At 64.1% G+C, this 18,429-nt stretch carries 15 protein-coding genes and 1 tRNA gene; 8 read left to right on the top strand and 8 right to left on the bottom strand.

Annotated features, from left to right (window positions below):
* Window position 1 precedes the first annotated feature (1 nt).
* Complete coding sequence (locus ACW18B_RS00805) at window positions 2-1,318, bottom strand: McrB family protein (RefSeq protein WP_492048960.1); 1,317 nt, start codon at window positions 1,316-1,318, stop codon at window positions 2-4.
* An 87-nt stretch (window positions 1,319-1,405) separates the two neighbouring features.
* Here ACW18B_RS00805 and ACW18B_RS00800 point away from each other — a divergent pair, with 87 nt between their 5' ends.
* From ACW18B_RS00800 to ACW18B_RS00785, 4 genes are read left to right on the top strand one after another with little or no spacing between them, the layout of a single operon-like run.
* Entirely contained in the window at window positions 1,406-3,037 is a 1,632-nt protein-coding gene (locus ACW18B_RS00800; protein ID WP_492048959.1) for an ATP-binding protein, read from the top strand.
* Complete coding sequence (locus ACW18B_RS00795) at window positions 3,034-5,760, top strand: Z1 domain-containing protein (RefSeq protein ID WP_492048958.1); 2,727 nt, start codon at window positions 3,034-3,036, stop codon at window positions 5,758-5,760. The genes ACW18B_RS00800 and ACW18B_RS00795 overlap by 4 nt, the downstream gene beginning before the upstream one ends.
* Window positions 5,757-6,767: a PD-(D/E)XK motif protein gene (locus tag ACW18B_RS00790; RefSeq protein WP_492048957.1), complete on the top strand. Its 1,011-nt coding sequence runs from the start codon at window positions 5,757-5,759 to the stop codon at window positions 6,765-6,767. Before ACW18B_RS00795 ends, ACW18B_RS00790 begins: the two co-directional genes overlap by 4 nt.
* A complete protein-coding gene (locus ACW18B_RS00785) occupies window positions 6,760-8,820 on the top strand; it encodes an AIPR family protein (protein WP_492048956.1) in 2,061 nt (686 codons plus the stop codon). The genes ACW18B_RS00790 and ACW18B_RS00785 overlap by 8 nt, the downstream gene beginning before the upstream one ends.
* Window positions 8,821-9,323: 503 nt before the next feature.
* On the opposite strand, the gene ACW18B_RS00780 is transcribed toward ACW18B_RS00785, so the two are convergent.
* Window positions 9,324-9,758: a hypothetical protein gene (locus tag ACW18B_RS00780; protein WP_492048955.1), complete on the bottom strand. Its 435-nt coding sequence runs from the start codon at window positions 9,756-9,758 to the stop codon at window positions 9,324-9,326.
* Between the two features lie 128 nt (window positions 9,759-9,886).
* Between ACW18B_RS00780 and ACW18B_RS00775 the strand changes: the two genes are divergently transcribed.
* From ACW18B_RS00775 to ACW18B_RS00765, 3 genes are all read left to right on the top strand, one after another.
* On the top strand, window positions 9,887-10,105 hold the full coding sequence (locus ACW18B_RS00775; RefSeq protein WP_492048954.1) for a helix-turn-helix domain-containing protein: 219 nt from the start codon (window positions 9,887-9,889) through the stop codon (window positions 10,103-10,105).
* A 15-nt stretch (window positions 10,106-10,120) separates the two neighbouring features.
* Window positions 10,121-10,711 carry a hypothetical protein gene (locus ACW18B_RS00770; protein WP_492048953.1) on the top strand — a complete coding sequence of 197 codons (591 nt, stop codon included), beginning with the start codon at window positions 10,121-10,123 and terminating at the stop codon, window positions 10,709-10,711.
* Between the two features lie 130 nt (window positions 10,712-10,841).
* A complete protein-coding gene (locus ACW18B_RS00765; RefSeq protein ID WP_492048952.1) occupies window positions 10,842-11,132 on the top strand; it encodes a helix-turn-helix domain-containing protein in 291 nt (96 codons plus the stop codon).
* On the opposite strand, the gene ACW18B_RS00760 is transcribed toward ACW18B_RS00765, so the two are convergent.
* The 6 genes from ACW18B_RS00760 to ACW18B_RS00735 form a co-directional block, all read right to left on the bottom strand.
* Window positions 11,086-12,348, bottom strand: coding sequence for a tyrosine-type recombinase/integrase (locus ACW18B_RS00760; RefSeq protein ID WP_492051823.1), 1,263 nt, complete (start codon window positions 12,346-12,348; stop codon window positions 11,086-11,088). The two genes, ACW18B_RS00765 and ACW18B_RS00760, sit on opposite strands and share 47 nt — an antisense overlap.
* Before the next feature lie 147 nt (window positions 12,349-12,495).
* A tRNA-Ser gene (locus ACW18B_RS00755) sits at window positions 12,496-12,585 on the bottom strand.
* Between the two features lie 106 nt (window positions 12,586-12,691).
* A complete protein-coding gene (locus ACW18B_RS00750) occupies window positions 12,692-13,111 on the bottom strand; it encodes a PaaI family thioesterase (protein ID WP_492048951.1) in 420 nt (139 codons plus the stop codon).
* Between the two features lie 67 nt (window positions 13,112-13,178).
* The gene (locus ACW18B_RS00745; RefSeq protein WP_492048950.1) at window positions 13,179-14,024 is read right to left on the bottom strand and encodes an MBL fold metallo-hydrolase; all 846 of its coding nucleotides are present in this window, start codon (window positions 14,022-14,024) and stop codon (window positions 13,179-13,181) included.
* A 111-nt stretch (window positions 14,025-14,135) separates the two neighbouring features.
* Window positions 14,136-14,837: a hypothetical protein gene (locus ACW18B_RS00740; RefSeq protein WP_492048949.1), complete on the bottom strand. Its 702-nt coding sequence runs from the start codon at window positions 14,835-14,837 to the stop codon at window positions 14,136-14,138.
* Between the two features lie 96 nt (window positions 14,838-14,933).
* A complete protein-coding gene (locus tag ACW18B_RS00735; protein WP_492051821.1) occupies window positions 14,934-15,944 on the bottom strand; it encodes an RluA family pseudouridine synthase in 1,011 nt (336 codons plus the stop codon).
* Window positions 15,945-16,051: 107 nt separating this feature from the next.
* On the opposite strand from ACW18B_RS00735, the gene ACW18B_RS00730 reads away from it, so the two are divergent.
* Window positions 16,052-18,403, top strand: a complete 2,352-nt coding sequence (locus ACW18B_RS00730; protein ID WP_492048948.1) for a TonB-dependent receptor — start codon at window positions 16,052-16,054, stop codon at window positions 18,401-18,403.
* The last annotated feature ends 26 nt before the right edge of the window (window positions 18,404-18,429 follow it).

Below are 18,429 nucleotides of genomic sequence, written 5' to 3'. Positions count from 1 at the left end.
GTCAGCCCTGCTTCGTCGCCGGAGGGCAGCGGTCCCGGAATCGGCCGGCATCCCAGTCCGCGCCGGTCGGATCCCACCAGGTCGAGGCGCGCACCAGGCCGACGGCGTCGCCGTGTCCCAGATCCTGCAGCTGGCTTGCCAGATCGGCGAGATCGTCAGTCTCGAAGAGGTCTTCTCCGGCCACAAATCGAACCTGCAGCCAGTCGGATCGGAAGAGATCGACCAAAAACGGGGTCGTTTTCTGCCGCAATGTATGGGCCAGGGCCTTCAACTGCCCCTCGACGTCGTCGTTGTAGCCCTCGCGTAGCCGCAACTCCTCGAGTTTGCTTTCCATGTAGTCGGCGTGGCCCACAAGATTCTCCGCGCCGTTGAGCGCGGCGAGCCGGCGATTGATCGTGGTGTAAAGCGCACGAGCATCGACGCCGCCGTAAGCGGCTGGAGTCAGAAACGGATCGGGCGGCGTCATCACGAACTCGAAACGCCGGCGTAGCGCCAGATCGACCGTCGACAGCGACTTGTCGGCTGTATTCATGGTGCCGACGATCGACAGGTGGGCGGGCACCGTCAGCGGCGTGCCCGAATAGGTCAGCTTAACGCTGCGCTCTTCGCTCGCGCCCTGGCGTTTGTCGAACTCCAAGAGTGTGATCAGCTCGCCAAACACCCGGCTGAGATCGGCGCGGTTGATCTCGTCGATGACCAGCACCACCGGCGTCGGCTGGGGGTCCTTCTCCAGATATTCGTAGACCGCAGCGTGGCGGCTGCTGTTGGTGAAGAACGTCGTCGGCAGCATCGTCTGGCGCGTGATGTCCCGGCGCTGCTCGGCCTTGGTGCCGCCCAGGCGCATGTCCGCGGCGGTCAGGCCAAGCTCCCGGAAAAGCCGCAGCGTCCAGAAGTCCACGAACTGGCGTCCGGCCCCGGTCACTGCGTCGTCGCGCTTGACCGACGAGGTCAGAACCACGCCGCCGGGCTCGACATGGCTGACGGTGTAAACGCCCAGCTGTTGCCCGACATGGAAGCGGCTGGGCCCCACGGGCATATCCGCCGTGGCGCACGCCTGCAGGAAGGGCCCGGGCGCGACGGAGTAAACGACATTGCCTTCCGGCGTTTCTGTCGGCCGGAAGCCTTCGACGAAATCCTCGTAACTGTAGCTGGGGTGGAAGGTCACCCAGACGATCAGGCCCTGTTCCACCAGCTCCTGGTGGACCCGCTGCACATCTTCCGGAGGGGTTTGGGGGCGTAGAATCCGTACGGCTTCACGGGCGGCGCTGTAGGTCTTGCCCGTGCCGGGCGGGCCGGCAAACACCTTCATAACCGCCATACTCGTCCCCGACTCACTGCCGGGCAAAGCATGAGATGTTTGTCGCGGGGAGTCACGTGCTCCAGGCTGCGCACCGCGAGCCCATGCATGTTGCGGTGTAGGCGCGCCATTTCTACAGCTTCCGCGCAAGCGAGTGATTGCAGCCAGCCGGGTTCCCCCCCATCATTCAGGCGGGGGACGACAATGCCAGGCAAGAACCAGCCGACAGCATCGGCGGAATACGACATCGCCAATCCTGGCGCCGTGGAGCTGTTCGAATCTCTTCGGGCGTTTGGCTACGATCTGCCAACGGCGCTAGCCGATATCGTCGACAACAGTATTTCCGCCCGGGCCAGAAACGTTTGGATCGACCTGACCTGGGCCGGCGAGGCCTCGCGCATCACCGTTCGCGATGACGGGCGCGGGATGAATGAGGCGGCGCTGGTTCAGGCGATGCGCCCCGGCAGCGCCAACCCGCTCACCCGCCGCTCTGCGGACGATCTGGGCCGTTTTGGCCTGGGCCTGAAGACCGCGTCGGTCTCGCAATGCCGCCGCCTGACTGTTCTGACCAAGGAAGTCGGCGCCGCCGCGGCCTGTCGATGCTGGGATCTTGATTACATCGCCCAATCGGGATCGGGCGAATGGCGCCTGCTCAAGGGCGCCGCTGTTCTCGACGCTACCGACAATGGTCTCCTCAACGGCCAGGCCAGCGGCGCCATCGTATTCTGGGATCGGCTCGATCAGTTCCGCGGCGAGGTCGAAGACGAGCAGGCCCAGCGCTATTTCCGGGCCAGCGCCGAGGCCGTGCGCGACCACCTGGCCATGGTCTTTCACCGGTTCATGAAGGGTCGCAGCAAGGTCACTATTCACCTTAACGGCCGTGCGATCGAGCCGTGGGACCCGTTTCTGGAAGACTGCGAAACAACCGAGCCGATGGAAACCGAGCGCCTGGGCGCGGCGGGCGAGATCGAGGTCAAGCCCTTCATCCTGCCCCATCACAGCAAGCTTACTGCAGAGGAGCACGCCAGGGCGTCGGGGCCCGCGGGCTGGAACGCACAGCAGGGCTACTACGTCTACCGCAATCGTCGGCTGCTGGTGGCGGGCGAGTGGCTGGACCTCGGCATCCAGAAAGAGGAGCATTACAAGCTCGCCCGCATTCGCGTCGATCTGCCCAATACCGCCGACATCGCTTGGCAGATCGACGTCAAGAAGTCGCTGGCCCGGCCGCCGGCGTTTCTGCGCAACGATCTGCTGCGTATCGCCCGGGCCGCCCGCAGTCGCGCGGCCCGGATCTATCGTCATCGTGGGCGTGTTCTGCAACGCAAGGTCAGCGACGAGACGGTCTTTCTCTGGAAGCACCTGCAGAAGCACGGCAAGACCTTTTACAAGATCAGCCGTGAGCACCCTCTGGTGAAGCGGCTCCTAGAGACCTCCCAGGACAAGGCCTCACTCCGCGCGCTCCTGACGCTAATCGAACAAACGGTTCCGGCTCCGCTGATCGTCATTCAGAACGCCGAGGCGCCCGACAGCATGGGCCAGCCTTTCGAGGACGCCATGGCCGAGCTTGGCCCGCTGCTCGAAGCGGTCTGGAGCGCCCTGCTCTTCGAAGGGCGCTCACTGGCCGAGGCGAGCCGGGCGATCGTCGTGATGGAACCCTTCTGCGAGCACCCCGACGTGCTGGCGGCCTTTCTAGAACAGCGCGCCCAGGCGGCCGCAAACGATAAGACGGAAACCGCATGAGCATCAGTTCACAGGATATGTTCGCCAGCGCGTACGTGGTGGCCAACGGCATGCTGATGCTGGAGCAGCCGATCACAGCCGAGGCTCTGGACCGCACGGTAAGGACGATCGGCGAGATGCCGACGTTTGCAGGCGTGGATCTCGAGCGATTGCGCAAGGAGCTGGAGACCAACAACAACGTTCACGTCGACGGCTACTCGGTCATCGACGACCGGGATTTCGAAGCCTGGGTGAAGAGCAAGCGCGACGGCCGCCACTTCGAGTTCTGGACCCGCTACCAGAACTTCCTCGATAAGAAAAAGCGGATCCCCCGCGAGGTCCGTGAGCAGCTCGACAAGCTGACCGACGATATTCTCGACCGCCTGCGCGATCCGACGACCAAGGGCCGATGGGACCGGCGGGGGCTGGTCGTCGGCGATGTGCAGTCGGGGAAGACCTCGAACTACACCGGCCTGATCTGCAAGGCCGTTGATGCGGGCTATCCCCTCATCATCGTGCTTGCCGGCGTTCACAACAGTCTGCGCAGCCAGACCCAGATCCGCCTGGATGAAGGCTTTCTCGGTTTCGACACGCGTTTGAACATGGTTTTCAAGCCAGGAAACCAGCGCATCGGCGCCGGTGCGCTTCCGGGCGCGCCATTCCTCGTCGCCCATTCGCTGACCAGCCGCGCCGAGAACGGGGATTTCCGCAGGGGTGTCGCCGAGGGGACCAAGATTATCCCGGGTGGGAAGGATCCGGTGATCCTCGTCGTCAAAAAGAATGTCTCGGTCCTCAAGAACCTGTTGGCCTGGGTGACGTCTGTCCGGGCCGACGATGATGAAAGCACGCCCGGCGGCAAGCTGATCAGGGACGTGCCGCTGCTTCTCATCGACGATGAGGCCGATTTCGGGTCGCTCAACACCAATGAGTACCGGGACGAGGACGGTATCCCTATTCCGGATAATGATCCGACCGAAACCAACCGCCTAATCCGCCTGCTGCTGTCGACCTTTGAGAAGAGCGCCTATGTCGGCTACACGGCCACGCCGTTCGCCAACGTCTTCGTGCACCACGAGGGTTTTTCGAAAAACGCGGGCGAAGATCTCTTTCCGCGCAGCTTCATCGTCAATATTCCTGCGCCCTCTAACTACATCGGTGCCGAGAAGGTGTTCGGCCTCAAAAAGCCCGATGACGATGGCCGGGCTCTTCCGATCGTCAGGCCCGTGCGCGACGCAGCGGCCCTCTTCCCGCCCAAGCACAAGAAGGAGCATCCCGTCACGGGCCTGCCCCCAACGCTGCATGAGGCGATTTTGGCTTTCATGCTCACATGTGCGGCCAGGCGGGCCCGTGGCGACGTGGAGGTTCACAACTCGATGCTGGTGCACGTCACCCGTTTCACCATGGTCCAGGAAAAGGTCGCCGGGCTGATCAAGGAGAAGGTGGTCGATATCCGTCGCCAGCTGGAATTCACGGGCGCCGGAGGCGACGCATTGGCCTGCCTGGAAGACCTCTGGGTTCGCGATTTTGAGGACAAGCAAGCGCAGATCGCGGCCCTGCTGCCTGACCATGATTTGCCGCCCGTCACTTGGCCGCAGGTCCGTGCCCAGCTGTTCGAAGCCGTGAAGGCCATCGAAGTGCGCAAGATCAACGGATCGGCCAAAGACGCGCTGGACTATGATGATCACCCCAAGGGTCTGACGGTCATCGCCGTGGGCGGAGACAAGCTGTCGCGCGGACTGACGTTGGAAGGGCTCTCGGTCAGCTACTTCATTCGGACCACGCGCATGTACGACACGCTGATGCAGATGGGCCGCTGGTTCGGCTATCGCCCGCGCTACGCAGATCTGTGCCGGCTCTACACGGATCCTGAGCTGGTCAAATGGTACCGGCACATCGCCACGGCCTCAGTCGAGCTGCGCGAGGAGTTCGAGGTCATGGTCGCGCAGCGAAGGGATCCGCTCACCTTCGGCCACCGTGTGCAAACCCACCCCGACGGCATGCTCATCACCGCCGCGAACAAGATGCGCGCCAGCACGAAAGTCCGGGCGGGGTTCTCGGGTAGTATCTCGGAGACGGTCGCCTTCGACGTGGATCAGGCCGACTGGAATCTGAACCGCTTCGAAGAGTTCATCGCGGCGCGGCCCAAGACCCCGCTGGCCGCAGGCCGCTACATCTGGGACGGCGTTCCGGGAGCGGACGTAGTCGGTTTGCTCAAGACCATTCGCACCTCGGCCGACTCGTGGAAGGCGAACGCCGGCGCGCTCAGTGACTACATCGATGAGCGGGTCGCCCACGGTTGCCTTAAGCACTGGACGGTCGTTCTCGTCGCCAACGGCCGCACCACAACGCCCTTCAGCATTGCCGGCTACACGGGCCAGCAAACAGATCGTAAGCCCAGTTCCGACCCCGACAGCACCAAGTTCACGATCGGCCGTTTGGTCAGCCCGGCCGACGAGTTGCTTGATCTGGACGCTGCGCAGAAGGCCGAGGCGCTGCGTCTTACGGTCGAAGCCTGGACGCGAAAGAAGGATCCCAAGGACGAGCAGCCCGACACGCCGAGCGGTGCCAGCCTGCGCGTGGTCCGAAATCGCGCCAGAGGCCTGTTGCTGATCTATCCCGTCCGTCAGGCCGAGGGCGACACACCGCTCATGGGCTTTGCGATCAGTTTCCCGTTCGACCAGGACGGCCAGTTGATCGAATACGCGGAAAACAGCGTCAAACAGCTCGAGCGGGAATTCGAATGACGGCCGAAGAACTCGCCGCGCTTTGGCGTGACCTGGGCGATGAGGTAACCCGGGCAAGCGGTCTGATTCGCCGCCGCGTCCTGCCCGACGCTCCGATCGATCTCTTTGCATGCGTGGTCTGGCCAGCGGGTCGCATCGGCATTCAGATCGAGATGGAGGGCGATCAGCGGATCTCGCGCGACCGCCTGCCAGTCTGCAAGGGCCTGAAGATCGGCAACGACAGCTTCCGGGGCGCGCGGCCACATCAGAGCGTCACCATTCAGCTCGAGAACGGCGCCTTGCGCGAGGTGTTCGCCATCCTTGCCAGCGATCTGATGGAGACCGGCGCGCGTGAAACCGGCGCCAAGGCGGGACTTGATCGGTGCCTTGATCGACTGTCGATGTGGCAAGGGCTGCTCGAACAGTTGCCCGAGAGGGGCCTTGGCCTTCCGGCGCAGCGCGGGCTGTTCGGCGAGCTGATAGTTTTGCAAGCGCTCCACCTGGCCGTGCTGGAGCCGCTGGCCGCCGTCACCGCGTGGAACGGTCCGGGCCGGGCCTATCAGGACTTCACCACCGGCGGTGTTGGTGTCGAAGTAAAGACCTCGCTTGGCAAACGCCACGCACATCTTCGCATCACCAGCGAGCGGCAACTGGACGAGACACCGTTCGACGACCTTTTCCTGGCGCATGTCGGTCTCGTGGAATCGGCTTCAGGCTTGTCCCTGGCCGCTCAGGTCTCGGCCGTCCGTGAGGGCCTTGGCGGTGCGCACGCTGCGCTCAGCGAATTCAACCTGCGCCTGCTCGCCGCCGGCTATCTCGACAGCCACGAAGAGGCTTATCGTGAGCCGGCGTACCTAACCGAGCGCATGGATTTCTATCGCGTCGCCGGGGACTTTCCGCGTCTGACCGGGGCGCTCCTGCCACCTGGCGTCGGCGACGTGACCTACACCATTATTGCCGACGATCTCGCGCGCTTCGGGGCGGAATTCGAACGGGTCGCGGCGGCTGTCGGAGGCGCCAATGGATGAGCTCGCGCAACTGGCGACATTCGCGCTCAATCTGCAGCAGGACGTCATCGCCCGCGCCGAGGCGGCCGATGATGGTGCGATGCGTCCTACCGCCCTGACTGAGCTTCTTCTGGAGCATCTGGGAGAGATTGGCGAAATCGACGACGCCATGGCCTGCAGCATCGAAGGCCGCGGTATCCGCTGCAACGGCTACTTCATTTCCGAAGACAGCGACCGCCTGGACCTTTTCGTGACACTGCCTGTGCTCTCCGGCCGGCCCGAAAACGTCGGACGCACGGACATCGACACTGCGCTCAAGCGCCTGAGAACCTTTCTGGCCCAGTCGTTGTCGGGGCCGCCCGACGCCGAGGAGGCTTTGGATCGCTTCGAGGTGGGCTCCTCGATCTGGCGCAGCCGCGACGAGTTCAGCCATATCCGGCTCTTCGTCCTGACCGACGGATTGGCGCGGGTCGAACGGCTTGAGGCCGAACCGGTCCGCGACATCGAGACGTCGCATCATGTCTGGGATCTTCGCCGGTTCTACCGCGCCGGTTCCTCCGGCTCGGGTCATGAACCCGTCAAGGTCGACTTCAGCAAGCTTGCCAACGGGCCGCCGCCGTTCGTCACCGCCGCGCCGGAAGGGGCAGGCTATCGCTGCCTAATTGGCCTTTTGCCCGGCGAGGTGTTGGTCGATCTCTATCGCCAGCATGGACCGCGGCTGCTTGAGCGCAATGTGCGCAGTTTCCTGCAGCTAAAGGGCAAGGTGAACCAGGGGATCCGGCGCACCATTCTCGACGAGCCCAACATGTTCCTGGCCTTCAACAACGGGCTGTCGATTACGGCGTCGGGTGTGGTCACCGAAGAGGTCGGAAGCGGATCGGTCCGGCTGCTGGCGGCGGACGACTTTCAGATCGTCAACGGCGGCCAGACGACGGGTTCGATTTTCCGGGCTGCGACCAAGGATAAGGCGATCCTCAAGGACCTCTGGGTGCCTGTGAAGATCACCGAGATCCTCGATGGCGCCGCCGTCGACGATATTGCGCCGCGCATCTCCCAGTCGGCCAACAATCAGAACAAGATCAACATGGCGGACTTCACCGCCCACCATCCCTTTCATAGGGGCATGGAGGAGCTATCGCGAACGAGTTGGGCGCCGCCCCTGCCAGGGCTGCAGAAGCAGACGCGCTGGTTTTTCGAGCGGGCCCGCGGCCAGTATCACGACCTGCTGGGCACCGCGCGCACCCCTGCCGAGCGAAAGGCGCTCGAGGTCATCCATCCGCGTCGACAGTTCTTCGAAAAAACCGATCTGGCCAAGTTCGAACAGACCTGGTCGCAGTTTCCGCACATCGTAAGCCGTGGCTCCCAGAAGTGCTATCTCGACTTCATGGATGCGGTCGGCAAACGCGGCGCCTTCGTTCCCGACGAAACGTATTTTCAGCGCGTCGTGGCCCGCGCGATCCTGTTCCGGGAGACTGAGCGGATCGTCTCGCGCCAGAAATTCGGGGGCTATCGCGCCAACATCGTCACCTACACCCTGGCCTGGCTGTCGCATCACACGGCCAGGCGCGTCGACCTTGCGGCGATCTGGGCCACCCAAACGATCACGCCCATTCTGGCCTCTGCGATCGAAAACATCTGCGTCGCTGTGCATCGGCACATAACCGCTCCGCCCGATGGTCAGGACGTCAAGGAGTGGTGCAAGAAGGAGGCGTGCTGGACGCAGTTTCGCGCAACCATGATCATCTTGCCGGCTGCTTTTGAAAGGGAGCTCATCACTCGCGAACGGGCCGATCTTGAGCGCACGGGCCCTGCGCTCGAGGAAATCCGCACCGAAGAGGAGCTGCAGGTGGAGCAGGCCGTCATCGCGATCCCGGCCGATACTTGGTTTCAGATTGCAGCCTGGGCCAAGGACACACAAAGCCTGCTGCCCTGGCAGCGTGGCCTGGCGTTCAGTCTGGGCAGGCTCGCAAAATCCGAAAAGGCGCCGTCGCGCAAACAGGCCAGCCAGGGTGTGCGGATACTCGATGAGGCGCGTGGCCTGGGGTTCAGGGGCGAGGCTGTGGAATCATCGTAAATGCGAAACAGTCATTCGCTACGCACGCGCGACCGGGCGGGCGCATGCTGTGCAGATCGTACCGGCTTGGGGCGGGCTCTGCCAATTTCCACGAAGACATCATTCCTGCATGTAAGCAGACCAGACTCGGCACCCCGAATACGACGGCCAAATACGACGGCGAGATAAAAGGGCGAGGCCCTGGTCATCGCAAGCGATTGATGGCGTTGAGGATTTTTGGTCCCTGGCATCTCCCTGTGGCACCCGCCCTTCTACTTCTCCTAATGAAATCAACGCGAAACTGGGGCCCACGCCTTCAATCGCCGTATCTAGGGTGAAATCCGCGATGGGTCAGCGATCGGCGGCTGAGGGCCAGGCGACCCGACGAGCGTCAAGGGCGCGCACCTTCGGCGCGCGTCGCTTGCGACAGCTGCGCCGCCCTTGACCCTCCTCAGCTCGCCCGGCAGAGGCTCGGCAAGCGCTTAAGCCGAAGTGCGGCTTGTCGCGCCTGCCGCTTGGTGGCGCTAAGCTATCTTCCTTTCCAGCGCCCGGGCGGTGTTCTCCACGAAGGTCTGGATGTCTTCCATCGCCGGCGTCTCTTCGTCTTTCTGCTCCCTGAGCAGGTAGAGCAGGAGGCTTGCTTTGGCCCGGACCGCTTGCACGGTCGTGCCGCGCGTCAGCAGGATAAGTTTCTCCAGACCGATCAGCTTATCGAGCAGGCGATTGCGTTCGTCCTCCAGAGTGCAGGGCGTGATCTCCAGCCGTGCCAGGACCAGACGGCGCTCGGTATCCCAGATCACGAAACGATCAGCGGCCAGTCGGTCAAATGCTTCGGCATTGGCCGGCGTGGACCGCCATTTCAGAAACGGCTCCAATAGGTCGCGATCACCGAGCAGTCTCTGAAGCCAGGCCCTGGCTTCATCCTCCGCCCTGAATGGGATTTCCCGTTGGGCTCTCATGCCTTCCTCGCACGACAGAACGCGGCACGTGGGTCTGCCGCTCAATCACATTGCTACTTATAGTCATCTAGCGCAATGCTACTTATCGTCTGTCGATCCACAGTCATCACGTCCGCGATCATGGGCGCATGAAAGCGCCGCCTTCTGATTTGCGTCGAACCGTCGCCGACAACGTTCGGCGGCTTCGGTTGGGGCTGAGTTTCAGTCAGGAAGGCCTGGCGGCCGAGGCCGGTCTGCATCGGACCTATATCGGCGCCATCGAGCGGGCGGAGCGAAACCTCTCGCTCGACAACATCGAGCGCTTGGCCCGAGCGCTCAAGGTTTCGCCGGCCTCGTTGCTGGAATGAGGATGTCGGTCAGTGATGCCAACGCCAGGTCCCGGGGTCATCGCCGTCGTCAGCCTCAGGCAAGCGTGGCGCCACAAGCGACAGTTTGATGCCGTCCTTACCCTGGAGGATCCTGCTTGCCGACCGTCGGACAAGCTCCGGTTTCACCGCCAGCCGAAGCCGCCCCATCTGGTCCTGGGGTTCGAGGATGTCGATGACGATAGTTTGGGTGTTCAGGTGGCGACGGCTAGCCAGATCGATCAAGCGCTCGATTTCAGCAGAGAGCACGTTCATCGCTCACTGCTCATCCACTGCCGCCACGGTGTCGGGCGATCGGCTGGCGTTGGGCTGGCGGTGATCGCCGACCGCTTAGGCGCCGGCCAGGAGGCAGCGGCGCTTGAAGCGCTTCTGGCGATCCGGCCGGAGGCCACGCCGAACCTCGTGGTGGTGAAATTGGCGGACGCGGCGCTGGGACGTGGTGGCCGGCTAGTGGCGGCGGTGAAGGCGTGGGAAAATTCATCGCCTCACATCGTGCAGGCGAGGGCCGCGCGCAGAGCATTTCTCGCCGCTAACCCGCAGCTTTACACGTGGCATTCAGGCGGCGGCCATGTGCCGCCAAGCCTCTGAACGGCCTGGTACGGCGAGCGCGAATTCGTCGATCCTTTCTCTTCCTTCGCCAGAGTACGCCCGACCTCATTATCGTGTTGAAGGCTGTCGCTACTTGAGGAACCTCCATGGCCGGGCGGTGACCTAGTGTATGGAGGCGATGATGGTTGGTGCCAGCGGTGCAAGGACAGGAACCGGCATTGCGCCAGCCGTCGGGATCCCCATTGAGAAGCTCGCCTACCGGGTCATTGAGGCGGCCTACGCGCTCGCGATCAGCCGCAGTCGCCTGTACGAATTGATCGGCGCCGGGGACATCAAGATTCTCAAGGACGGCGGACGAACCCTGATCAGGCGGAGTGAGCTTGAGGCGTACCTTCTGCGTCTCGAGCGGGTTTCTACGCCCGTTGTGCGCGGCCTGCCGCGACGGCCCAATCATCCATAAGCAGTCTACGCTTCTCGAAGAGATCGCCGCGCCGATAGGCGGCTTCGACCTTGTTGCCGATCGTGTGCGCGAGCGCCATTTCGACGATCTCGCTCCGATACTCGGTGGTCTCGGCGGCCCAATCGCGGAAGGTGCTGCGAAATCCGTGGGCGGTGAGGTCTTCGCGCTTCATGCGCTTCAACACCGCCAGCATGGCCATGTTGCTCAGCTTCTTGCCAAACAGCGTGCCCCAGAAGATCGGGCCGACCGGCGGGATGTCGTCTGGAATGGGCTGCCGTTTGGATTCGAGGACGCGTCGGATTACGGCGGCATAGTCGGCCTGCCGGCCTTCCAGGATTTCCACCAAGGGCGCCGTAAGGGGCACGCGGTGTTCCTTACGTCCTTTCATTCGGTCGGCCGGGACGGTCCAGACGCGGCTGCCTAAGTCAATCTCGTTCCACTCAGCTCCAATGACCTCTCCTGTCCGGGCCGCTGTCAGGATGGTGAACTCAAGGGCTCGCGCGCCCGCACCTGGTTGGTCCTTCAGCACCGCCATGAAGGCGCTCAGCTCTGCGTAGGGCAGGGCGGCATGGTGCTCGACCTTGTGGACGCGCGACTTCGCCGGCAGCAGCTTTTCAAGGTGACCCTTCCAGCGCGCCGGGTTGCCGCCTTCGCGCAGTCCTCTTGCTGTAGCCCAATCGAGCACGGCCTCGACGCGCCCTCGCACGCGGCTGGCGGTCTCCGGCTTGGTGGACCAGATCGGCTCCAGGACGGCCAGCACCAGGCCGGTATCGATATCCGAGACGCCGCGACTTCCGAAGAACGGATCAGCGTAGGTCGTCAGCGTGCTCTCCCACTGCTGGGCGTGTTTTTCATTGCGCCAGCCGGCCTTGTTCGCACGGATGTACGCGGTCGCCGCCTGCTTGAACGTAAAGCCCTTGGCGGCCTCCAACGTGCTGCGTGTGCGCGCCAGTTGACGTTGCTCGATCGGGTCGATGCCGTCGAACTTGAGGCGACGGGCGTCTCGCGCCATCGCCCGTGCTTCCGACAAGCTGATCGTATGGGCCGGACCTAGCCCCATCTCCCGGGCGCGCCCCTGGAGCATGTAGCGATAGACCCACGACCTACCGCCGCCCTTCTGGACCATCAAATAGAGGCCGCCGCCGTCCGGGTGCATTCCCGGTCGAGTCGTCCTCTTGACCTGCAGCGCCGTCAGGCGTTCCCAAAGTCGGGCCATTTTGTCCCACACTTCGTCCCACAAATGAGATGTGAAGCGTGGTGGATCGCGTCGGACGTGTCGAAACACAATTTCGCGATTTCCCCTTATGCGGCGGGGATTTACCGGACGCCCTCGGACGTCTTTGGATCGGCTAGGATGGGGTAGTGGCGGAGAGGGTGGGATTCGAACCCACGGTGCCCTTCCAGGCACGCCGCATTTCGAGTGCGGTACATTCGACCACTCTGCCACCTCTCCAGGCGCCGTTTTCGGGGCGGTTTTTACGCCGCCCGAGGTCGAGGGCGCGATACCTAGCGGCGTCGTCGCGGTAACGCAAGTCCCTCTAAGAGCCTTTCTGTCGCGGTCAGACCTGGGGGCGCAAAACCATCTGGGTGCAGCGGAAAAGCGCGAGGGTCTTGCCGGTCGCCTCGGCGGTCACGACCGCGTCCCAGACCTGGGTCTGACGCCCGCCATGGGCCAGCCTGGCTTCGCACAGAACGCCGCCGTCGCGGACCGTGCCGAGGAAGTTCGACTTCAGTTCTATGGTGGTGAAGCCGCCGGCGCCGTCGGGCAGGGAGACCATGCATCCATAGCCGCAGGCGCTGTCGGCCAGGGCGATGACGCTGGCGGCGTGCAAAAAGCCGTTGGGGGCCATGTGATGTTTCGCGACCGTGAAACGTCCCTGAACATAGCCGGGGCGGGCCTCGACCCACTCCAGGCCCAGATGGTCGGGAAGATGGCCGGTCTGACGCGCGGTCAGGACTGCGGTGAAATCCTCGGCCATGGCGGCCTCCCTGTGCTTCGCGTGCGAACCATAGGGCCGTCAATGCGCGACAAGCGCAAGTGCATTTTTAAAGAGAACGGATATCGGTCGGCGGGAAACGTCGACCCTGCTCGTCTTCGGGCGGCAGCTTGCCCGAGCGGATGGCCACGCGCAGGGCCTGCAAGAGATAGGGCGGGGGCGGCAGGGTGGCGTCGGCCGCCTGGCGCAGGGCGGTGAAGGCGGCCAGATCGACGCCGTCATGGAGCTGGATGTTGTCGGCCCGTTGCTGGCCTACCGTGGTCGCGGCGCGCCCGGCGGCGTCTTCCCAGCCCGCCAGCAGGCGGGTGTGGTGGGGCAGGGACAGGAAGCGGCGCGCAGCCGCGTAGAGGCCCGCAGGGTTGGCGCCGGGAAGATCGCATCGGCCGGCGCCCAGATCGGGGGCCAGGACGGCGTCACCAGTGAACAGGGTGTCGCCGATCTGGTAGGCCACCGCGCCCGGCAGGCGGCCGGTGACGGCGTGGGCGGTGATCTTCAGCCCGCCCATCGGCATGACCTCGCCGTCCCGGGCCAGTTTGTCGAAGTCCCAGCCTTCGAGATCGACGCCGTGTTCGCCCAGGGCCGGAGCCAGGCGCTTGAGGCTCTCGATCACGCCGGCCCCGATACAGACCGAGGCGCCGGTTTCGTATTTCAGGTGCCCGGCCCCCGACAGGTGCGTGGTGTGCAAGCCGGTTTCCAGGATCCAGGTCGGCCCCATGTCGCGCGCGCGAATGTCGGCGATGATCGCATCGACGAAGCTCGTGTCGACAGCCTGGGTCACAGGATCGAAATCCAGGACAGGATCAACGATCGCGCAGAGCAGCGTGGCCGGATCGACGACGAGGTATGTCACCGTCCCTGTGGCGGGGTGATGGTGAGCGATAATTTCCGGCTGCATGCGAACGCCTGAGAGATCCCGATGATCCACCATGACGCCAAGCCGTTAAACTTCAGCGAACGGCGCTGTTTGGCGAACAGGGTATTTCACGGTCTCGGGCGGTAACGGGACCTAGCGCCCGATGTCGGCCGCGCAGGGATTGTCGCTTCCGCGCATCTGAGTTGCCCATAAAGGCTCGATATAACGGCCATTATCGGCTCTGAAGGCGGGTGCGCAGCCCTCGGGCGGATTACGGGCGTCCCCGCCCACCGCCAGGGAGATTGCGACAGTTTGTCGCTTGCCGCCCTGACCGCCATAGCCGGGTCGACCGTAGCGGATCGTGTCGCCGTCCCAGCCCCGCCCACGGTCATAGCCATAGGCGTCATAGGGACGATAGGCGCTGTTCTTGCCAAAATCGGTCTGGGAATAGGCCAGGCCCAGGGTCGAGGTCTCGCCGATGGGGACCAGGGTGGAGACATAGGCGCTGCGATAGCCGCCGGTCCCGACCGTGACGCCGGCCGATCCGTGAACTTTACGCTTGGCGTCCGTGTCGGACGGCGCCAGGCCGCTGAAACCCTCGCCCCGTTCGACGACAGGCGAGGTGTCGAGGAAGGCGGCGATCTGCTCCTGGGTGGTGAGGGGGCGTGGCGCTGGCGTCGCGACGACCGGCGCGGCCTGGGCCTCGGCGGCGGTCTTGGCGTCGAGGCGATGCGCTGCAGTCGACACGACCGCGTCAGGATTGGCGACGGTTGTCGTCGGATCGGTCTGGGCCAGGGCGGGACCTGCCAGGGCCAGACCGGTCAGCAGGACAAGGAATGATCGCGTCGGAGTCATCAGGGCCCTCCAGGAACCGGCTTGGCCTTCAAGCCTAGGCTGTCAGGTCAGCCGAATTAGGGCGCGATTGTTGCGCGATCGCAAGAGCGGGTGGGTTCACAGGGCTTTCAGGCCTGCTTCCAGCGCGGCCATGTCGGCGGGCAGGGCGGTTTCGAAGCTCAGGGTCTCACCGGTGATCGGATGCACAAAGCCCAGCACGGACGCATGCAGGGCCTGACGCTGGAAGCCTATGGCTTCGATCACCGCCCGCACGCCGGCCGCAGGCGGGCCGCCGCCATAGACCGGATCGCCCAGGCAGGGGGCCGTCTTGCTGGCCAGATGAACGCGGATCTGGTGTGTGCGGCCGGTTTCCAGACGGCAGGCCACCCGCGCCGCCACGGGCTTGTCAGCCGGGCCGAAGGCCGCCTCGACACGATAGTGGGTGATGGCCTCGCGCCCGCCGCTTTTCAGGATCGCCATCTTCTTGCGGTCATGGGGCGAGCGGCCCAGCTGGGTCTGGATCGTGCCGTGGGCCGGATGGGGGGCGCCGCGTGTCAGGGCGACATAGAGCCGGTCGATGTCGTGGGTGGAGAATAGAGCCGACAGGCCCTGATGGGCGGCGTCGGTCTTGGCCGCGACCATCACGCCGGAGGTGTCCTTGTCCAGCCGGTGGACGATGCCGGGCCGGGCCACGCCGCCGACGCCCGACAGGCTGCCCCGGCAGTGGTGCAGCAGGGCGTGGACCAGGGTGCCGGTATAGTTGCCTGGGGCCGGATGCGCGGCCATGCCGGCCGGCTTGTCGACCACGATCAGATGGGCGTCCTCGAACAGAACGGTCAGTGGAATGTTTTCGGGCGCCGGCTCAGCGGCGATCGGGGCGGGCACGCGCAGCTGATAGACGCCCGGCCGCGCCTTCTGCGACGCGTCGGTGATCACCGTGCCATCCCGGGTCAGCAGGCCTTGGGCGATCAGGGCCTGGAGGCGGGCGCGCGACAGGGACTCGAACCTGTCGACCAGAACCTTGTCGAGTCGCTGTCCGGCGTCGTCAGGGGTCAGGGTCGCGGCGCGGAAATCGGCCGGCACTGTGTCTTCGGCGCCAGTTTCGACATCTTCAGACTCGTCATCCAGCGCATCCAAGGGGGTTTCACAGCTCCGTTACAATGTCGTCGCGCGACAGACATGACCCGACCCTAACGGCCCAGCTTCAGTTCTGTAGTCGTCGAAGGGGATAGTCGATGCGTTCGATCCACACCACCTTGCTCATGTCTGCGGTCAGCGTCCTGGCGCTCAGCGCGGCGTCCGCCGCCTGGGCCGTCGAGGCCGACGCGCCCGCCGACGGGGTCCAGGTCGACCAATTGATCGTCACCGCCCAGAAGCGCGAGCAGAAGGTGATGGATGTTCCGGTCGCCCTGACCGCCTATTCGGGCGCGATGCTGGACACCCTGGGCATCCAGGAGTTCGAGGAACTGTCGCTGTTCGTGCCGGGCTTTGAGGTTCAGAACCAGTCGCCCAATAATCCGGGCTTCGTGATGCGGGGCATCACCTCGGATTCCGGCGAAGCCACCAACGAGCCGCGCGTTTCGGTCTATCAAGACGGCGTATCGATCTCCAAGTCGCGCGGTTCGTACATCGAGCTGTTCGATCTGGAGCGTGTCGAGATCGCCAAGGGTCCCCAATCGACCCTCTATGGTCGCGGCGCGCTGATCGGCGCGGTCAACATCATCCAGGCCAAGGCTCGCCCGGAATTCTCGAGCTCGGCCAAGATCGAGGCCGGCAATTTCGGCTACTGGCTGGCCGAGGGCATGGTCAATACGCCGGTCAGCGACACCGTTTCGGTGCGCCTGGCGGGGCGGGTGAAGCACCGCGACGGCTATGTCGAGAACCTGCTGGGCGGCGAGGATTTCAACTCCACCGACACCGCCGCCGTGCGCCTGGCCGTCAACTGGCGTCCCAGCGATCGCCTCAACACCGACCTGCTGATCAACTACCAGAACGATGCGCCGTCGGGCACCTCGTTCAAGTCGCTGACCTATCTGCCGACCGACACCAACACCGGCAAGGTTCTGGGCGATCTGGGCCGCAATTCCGGCGCCGCCCTGGCGACCGTCGCGGGTTTCGAAAACAATCAGAAGCTGGGTCTGGAGCGTGACGTGTTTAGCGCCACGGCCCTGGCCAGCTATAAGATCAATGACAGCTTCTCCCTGGCCTCGACCACGGCCTTCCGCCGGTTCGCCGGCGAGGAAGTCTTTGACGCCGACGGCTTCTCGCTGCCGCTGTTCACCTTCGCCGAGGACGCCGAAGGCAAGTCCGCCAGCCAGGACCTGCGCCTGAACTATGACGCCGGCGGCAAGATCACGGCTTTTGGCGGTCTGAGCTATTTCTGGGAAGACGGCAGCCAGCGCGTACCGCTGCTGTTCAATGAGAGAGTCTATGCGGCCCGCGCGAGCGGTCTGGGCGGTCTGTTCAAGGCGCCCAATGTGGCGGGTCTCAACGTCATCAACTCGATTTCAGCCCTGTCGGCCTACAAGAGCCAGCATCTGGAAAGCTACACCAACTACGGTACGACCAAGTCGTATGACGCCTATGCCGATGTGACCTGGAAGGCGACCGACAAGCTCGAACTGGCCGCCGGCCTGCGCTACACCTACGACGACAAGGAAAGCGGCTATGCCGCGCAGCTGCTCAATGGCGGTTCGGTTCTCGGCGGCAGCACGGCGACGGTGGCGCGTGGTCTGTTTGTCCAGCCGACCAAGGACGGCCTGCCGGAATATCGCAGCTTCACCGACAATGGCGTGACCTATCGCGTCGTCGGCCGCTATGCCGTGACCTCCAACGCCAACCTCTACGCCTCGGTGGCGACGGGCCGTCGCCCGAAGGTGATCTCGGCCGGCACGCCGGCGACGCCGGGCGGCGCGGTGCGCTTCAGCGAAATTCCGGCTGAGGAAGTCACCTCGTTCGAGGCCGGCGCCAAGGGCGCGTTCTTTGATCGCCGCCTGACCCTGGACGGCGCGGTCTATCGTTATGACTACAAGAACTTCCAGACCTCGATCCGCACGGCCAGCGGTCAGGTCGTCTCGACCAATGCCGGCGAGGCTTCGGCCACCGGCTTCGAGGGGCAATCGACCCTGCAGCTGACGGCCAACGCCAGCGTCTTTGGAACCTATTCCTACAACCACGCCCGGTTCGGCAATGGCCTGTTCGAGGGCAACCGTTTCCGTCTGTCGCCGGACAACAGTCTGTCGCTCGGCGCCAATGTCAGCTTCGGTTCGCCGGTCGGTCGCTTCACCGTCACCCCGACCTACACCTGGCAGTCGGAAGTGTTTTTCGACAACAACAACGACCGGTCTGATCTGCAAACGACCGGCGACCTGATTCAGGACGAAAAGCAGGACGCCTATGGCCTGCTGAACCTGCGCGTCGGCTACCAGCCCGACAACTCGGCCCTGAAGTTTGAACTGTTCGCCAGCAATCTGCTCGAGCAGGACTACATCAAGGACGCCGGCAATACGGGCGACGCCTTCGGCATCCCGACCTTCATCGGCGGCGAGCCGCGCTATGTCGGCGTCTCGGTTTCGATCAAGCATTAGGGCCAAAGTCGCGGAACGGCCGTGGG

The organism is Caulobacter sp. FV2ps19 (genome assembly GCF_058681035.1).
Note: the sequence above shows the minus strand (reverse complement) of the source record. Positions and strands in the feature narration are given on the sequence as shown.

What these genes read in the sequence shown, in the direction of transcription:
- ACW18B_RS00805 (WP_492048960.1), bottom strand. Translation starts at nt 1,318, where the DNA reads ATGGCGGTTATGAAGGTGTTTGCCGGCCCGCCCGGCACGGGCAAGACC.
- ACW18B_RS00800 (WP_492048959.1), top strand. Translation starts at nt 1,406, where the DNA reads ATGTTGCGGTGTAGGCGCGCCATTTCTACAGCTTCCGCGCAAGCGAGT.
- ACW18B_RS00795 (WP_492048958.1), top strand. Translation starts at nt 3,034, where the DNA reads ATGAGCATCAGTTCACAGGATATGTTCGCCAGCGCGTACGTGGTGGCC.
- ACW18B_RS00790 (WP_492048957.1), top strand. Translation starts at nt 5,757, where the DNA reads ATGACGGCCGAAGAACTCGCCGCGCTTTGGCGTGACCTGGGCGATGAG.
- ACW18B_RS00785 (WP_492048956.1), top strand. Translation starts at nt 6,760, where the DNA reads ATGGATGAGCTCGCGCAACTGGCGACATTCGCGCTCAATCTGCAGCAG.
- ACW18B_RS00780 (WP_492048955.1), bottom strand. Translation starts at nt 9,758, where the DNA reads ATGAGAGCCCAACGGGAAATCCCATTCAGGGCGGAGGATGAAGCCAGG.
- ACW18B_RS00775 (WP_492048954.1), top strand. Translation starts at nt 9,887, where the DNA reads ATGAAAGCGCCGCCTTCTGATTTGCGTCGAACCGTCGCCGACAACGTT.
- ACW18B_RS00770 (WP_492048953.1), top strand. Translation starts at nt 10,121, where the DNA reads ATGCCAACGCCAGGTCCCGGGGTCATCGCCGTCGTCAGCCTCAGGCAA.
- ACW18B_RS00765 (WP_492048952.1), top strand. Translation starts at nt 10,842, where the DNA reads ATGGAGGCGATGATGGTTGGTGCCAGCGGTGCAAGGACAGGAACCGGC.
- ACW18B_RS00760 (WP_492051823.1), bottom strand. Translation starts at nt 12,348, where the DNA reads ATGGCCCGACTTTGGGAACGCCTGACGGCGCTGCAGGTCAAGAGGACG.
- ACW18B_RS00750 (WP_492048951.1), bottom strand. Translation starts at nt 13,111, where the DNA reads ATGGCCGAGGATTTCACCGCAGTCCTGACCGCGCGTCAGACCGGCCAT.
- ACW18B_RS00745 (WP_492048950.1), bottom strand. Translation starts at nt 14,024, where the DNA reads ATGCAGCCGGAAATTATCGCTCACCATCACCCCGCCACAGGGACGGTG.
- ACW18B_RS00740 (WP_492048949.1), bottom strand. Translation starts at nt 14,837, where the DNA reads ATGACTCCGACGCGATCATTCCTTGTCCTGCTGACCGGTCTGGCCCTG.
- ACW18B_RS00730 (WP_492048948.1), top strand. Translation starts at nt 16,052, where the DNA reads ATGCGTTCGATCCACACCACCTTGCTCATGTCTGCGGTCAGCGTCCTG.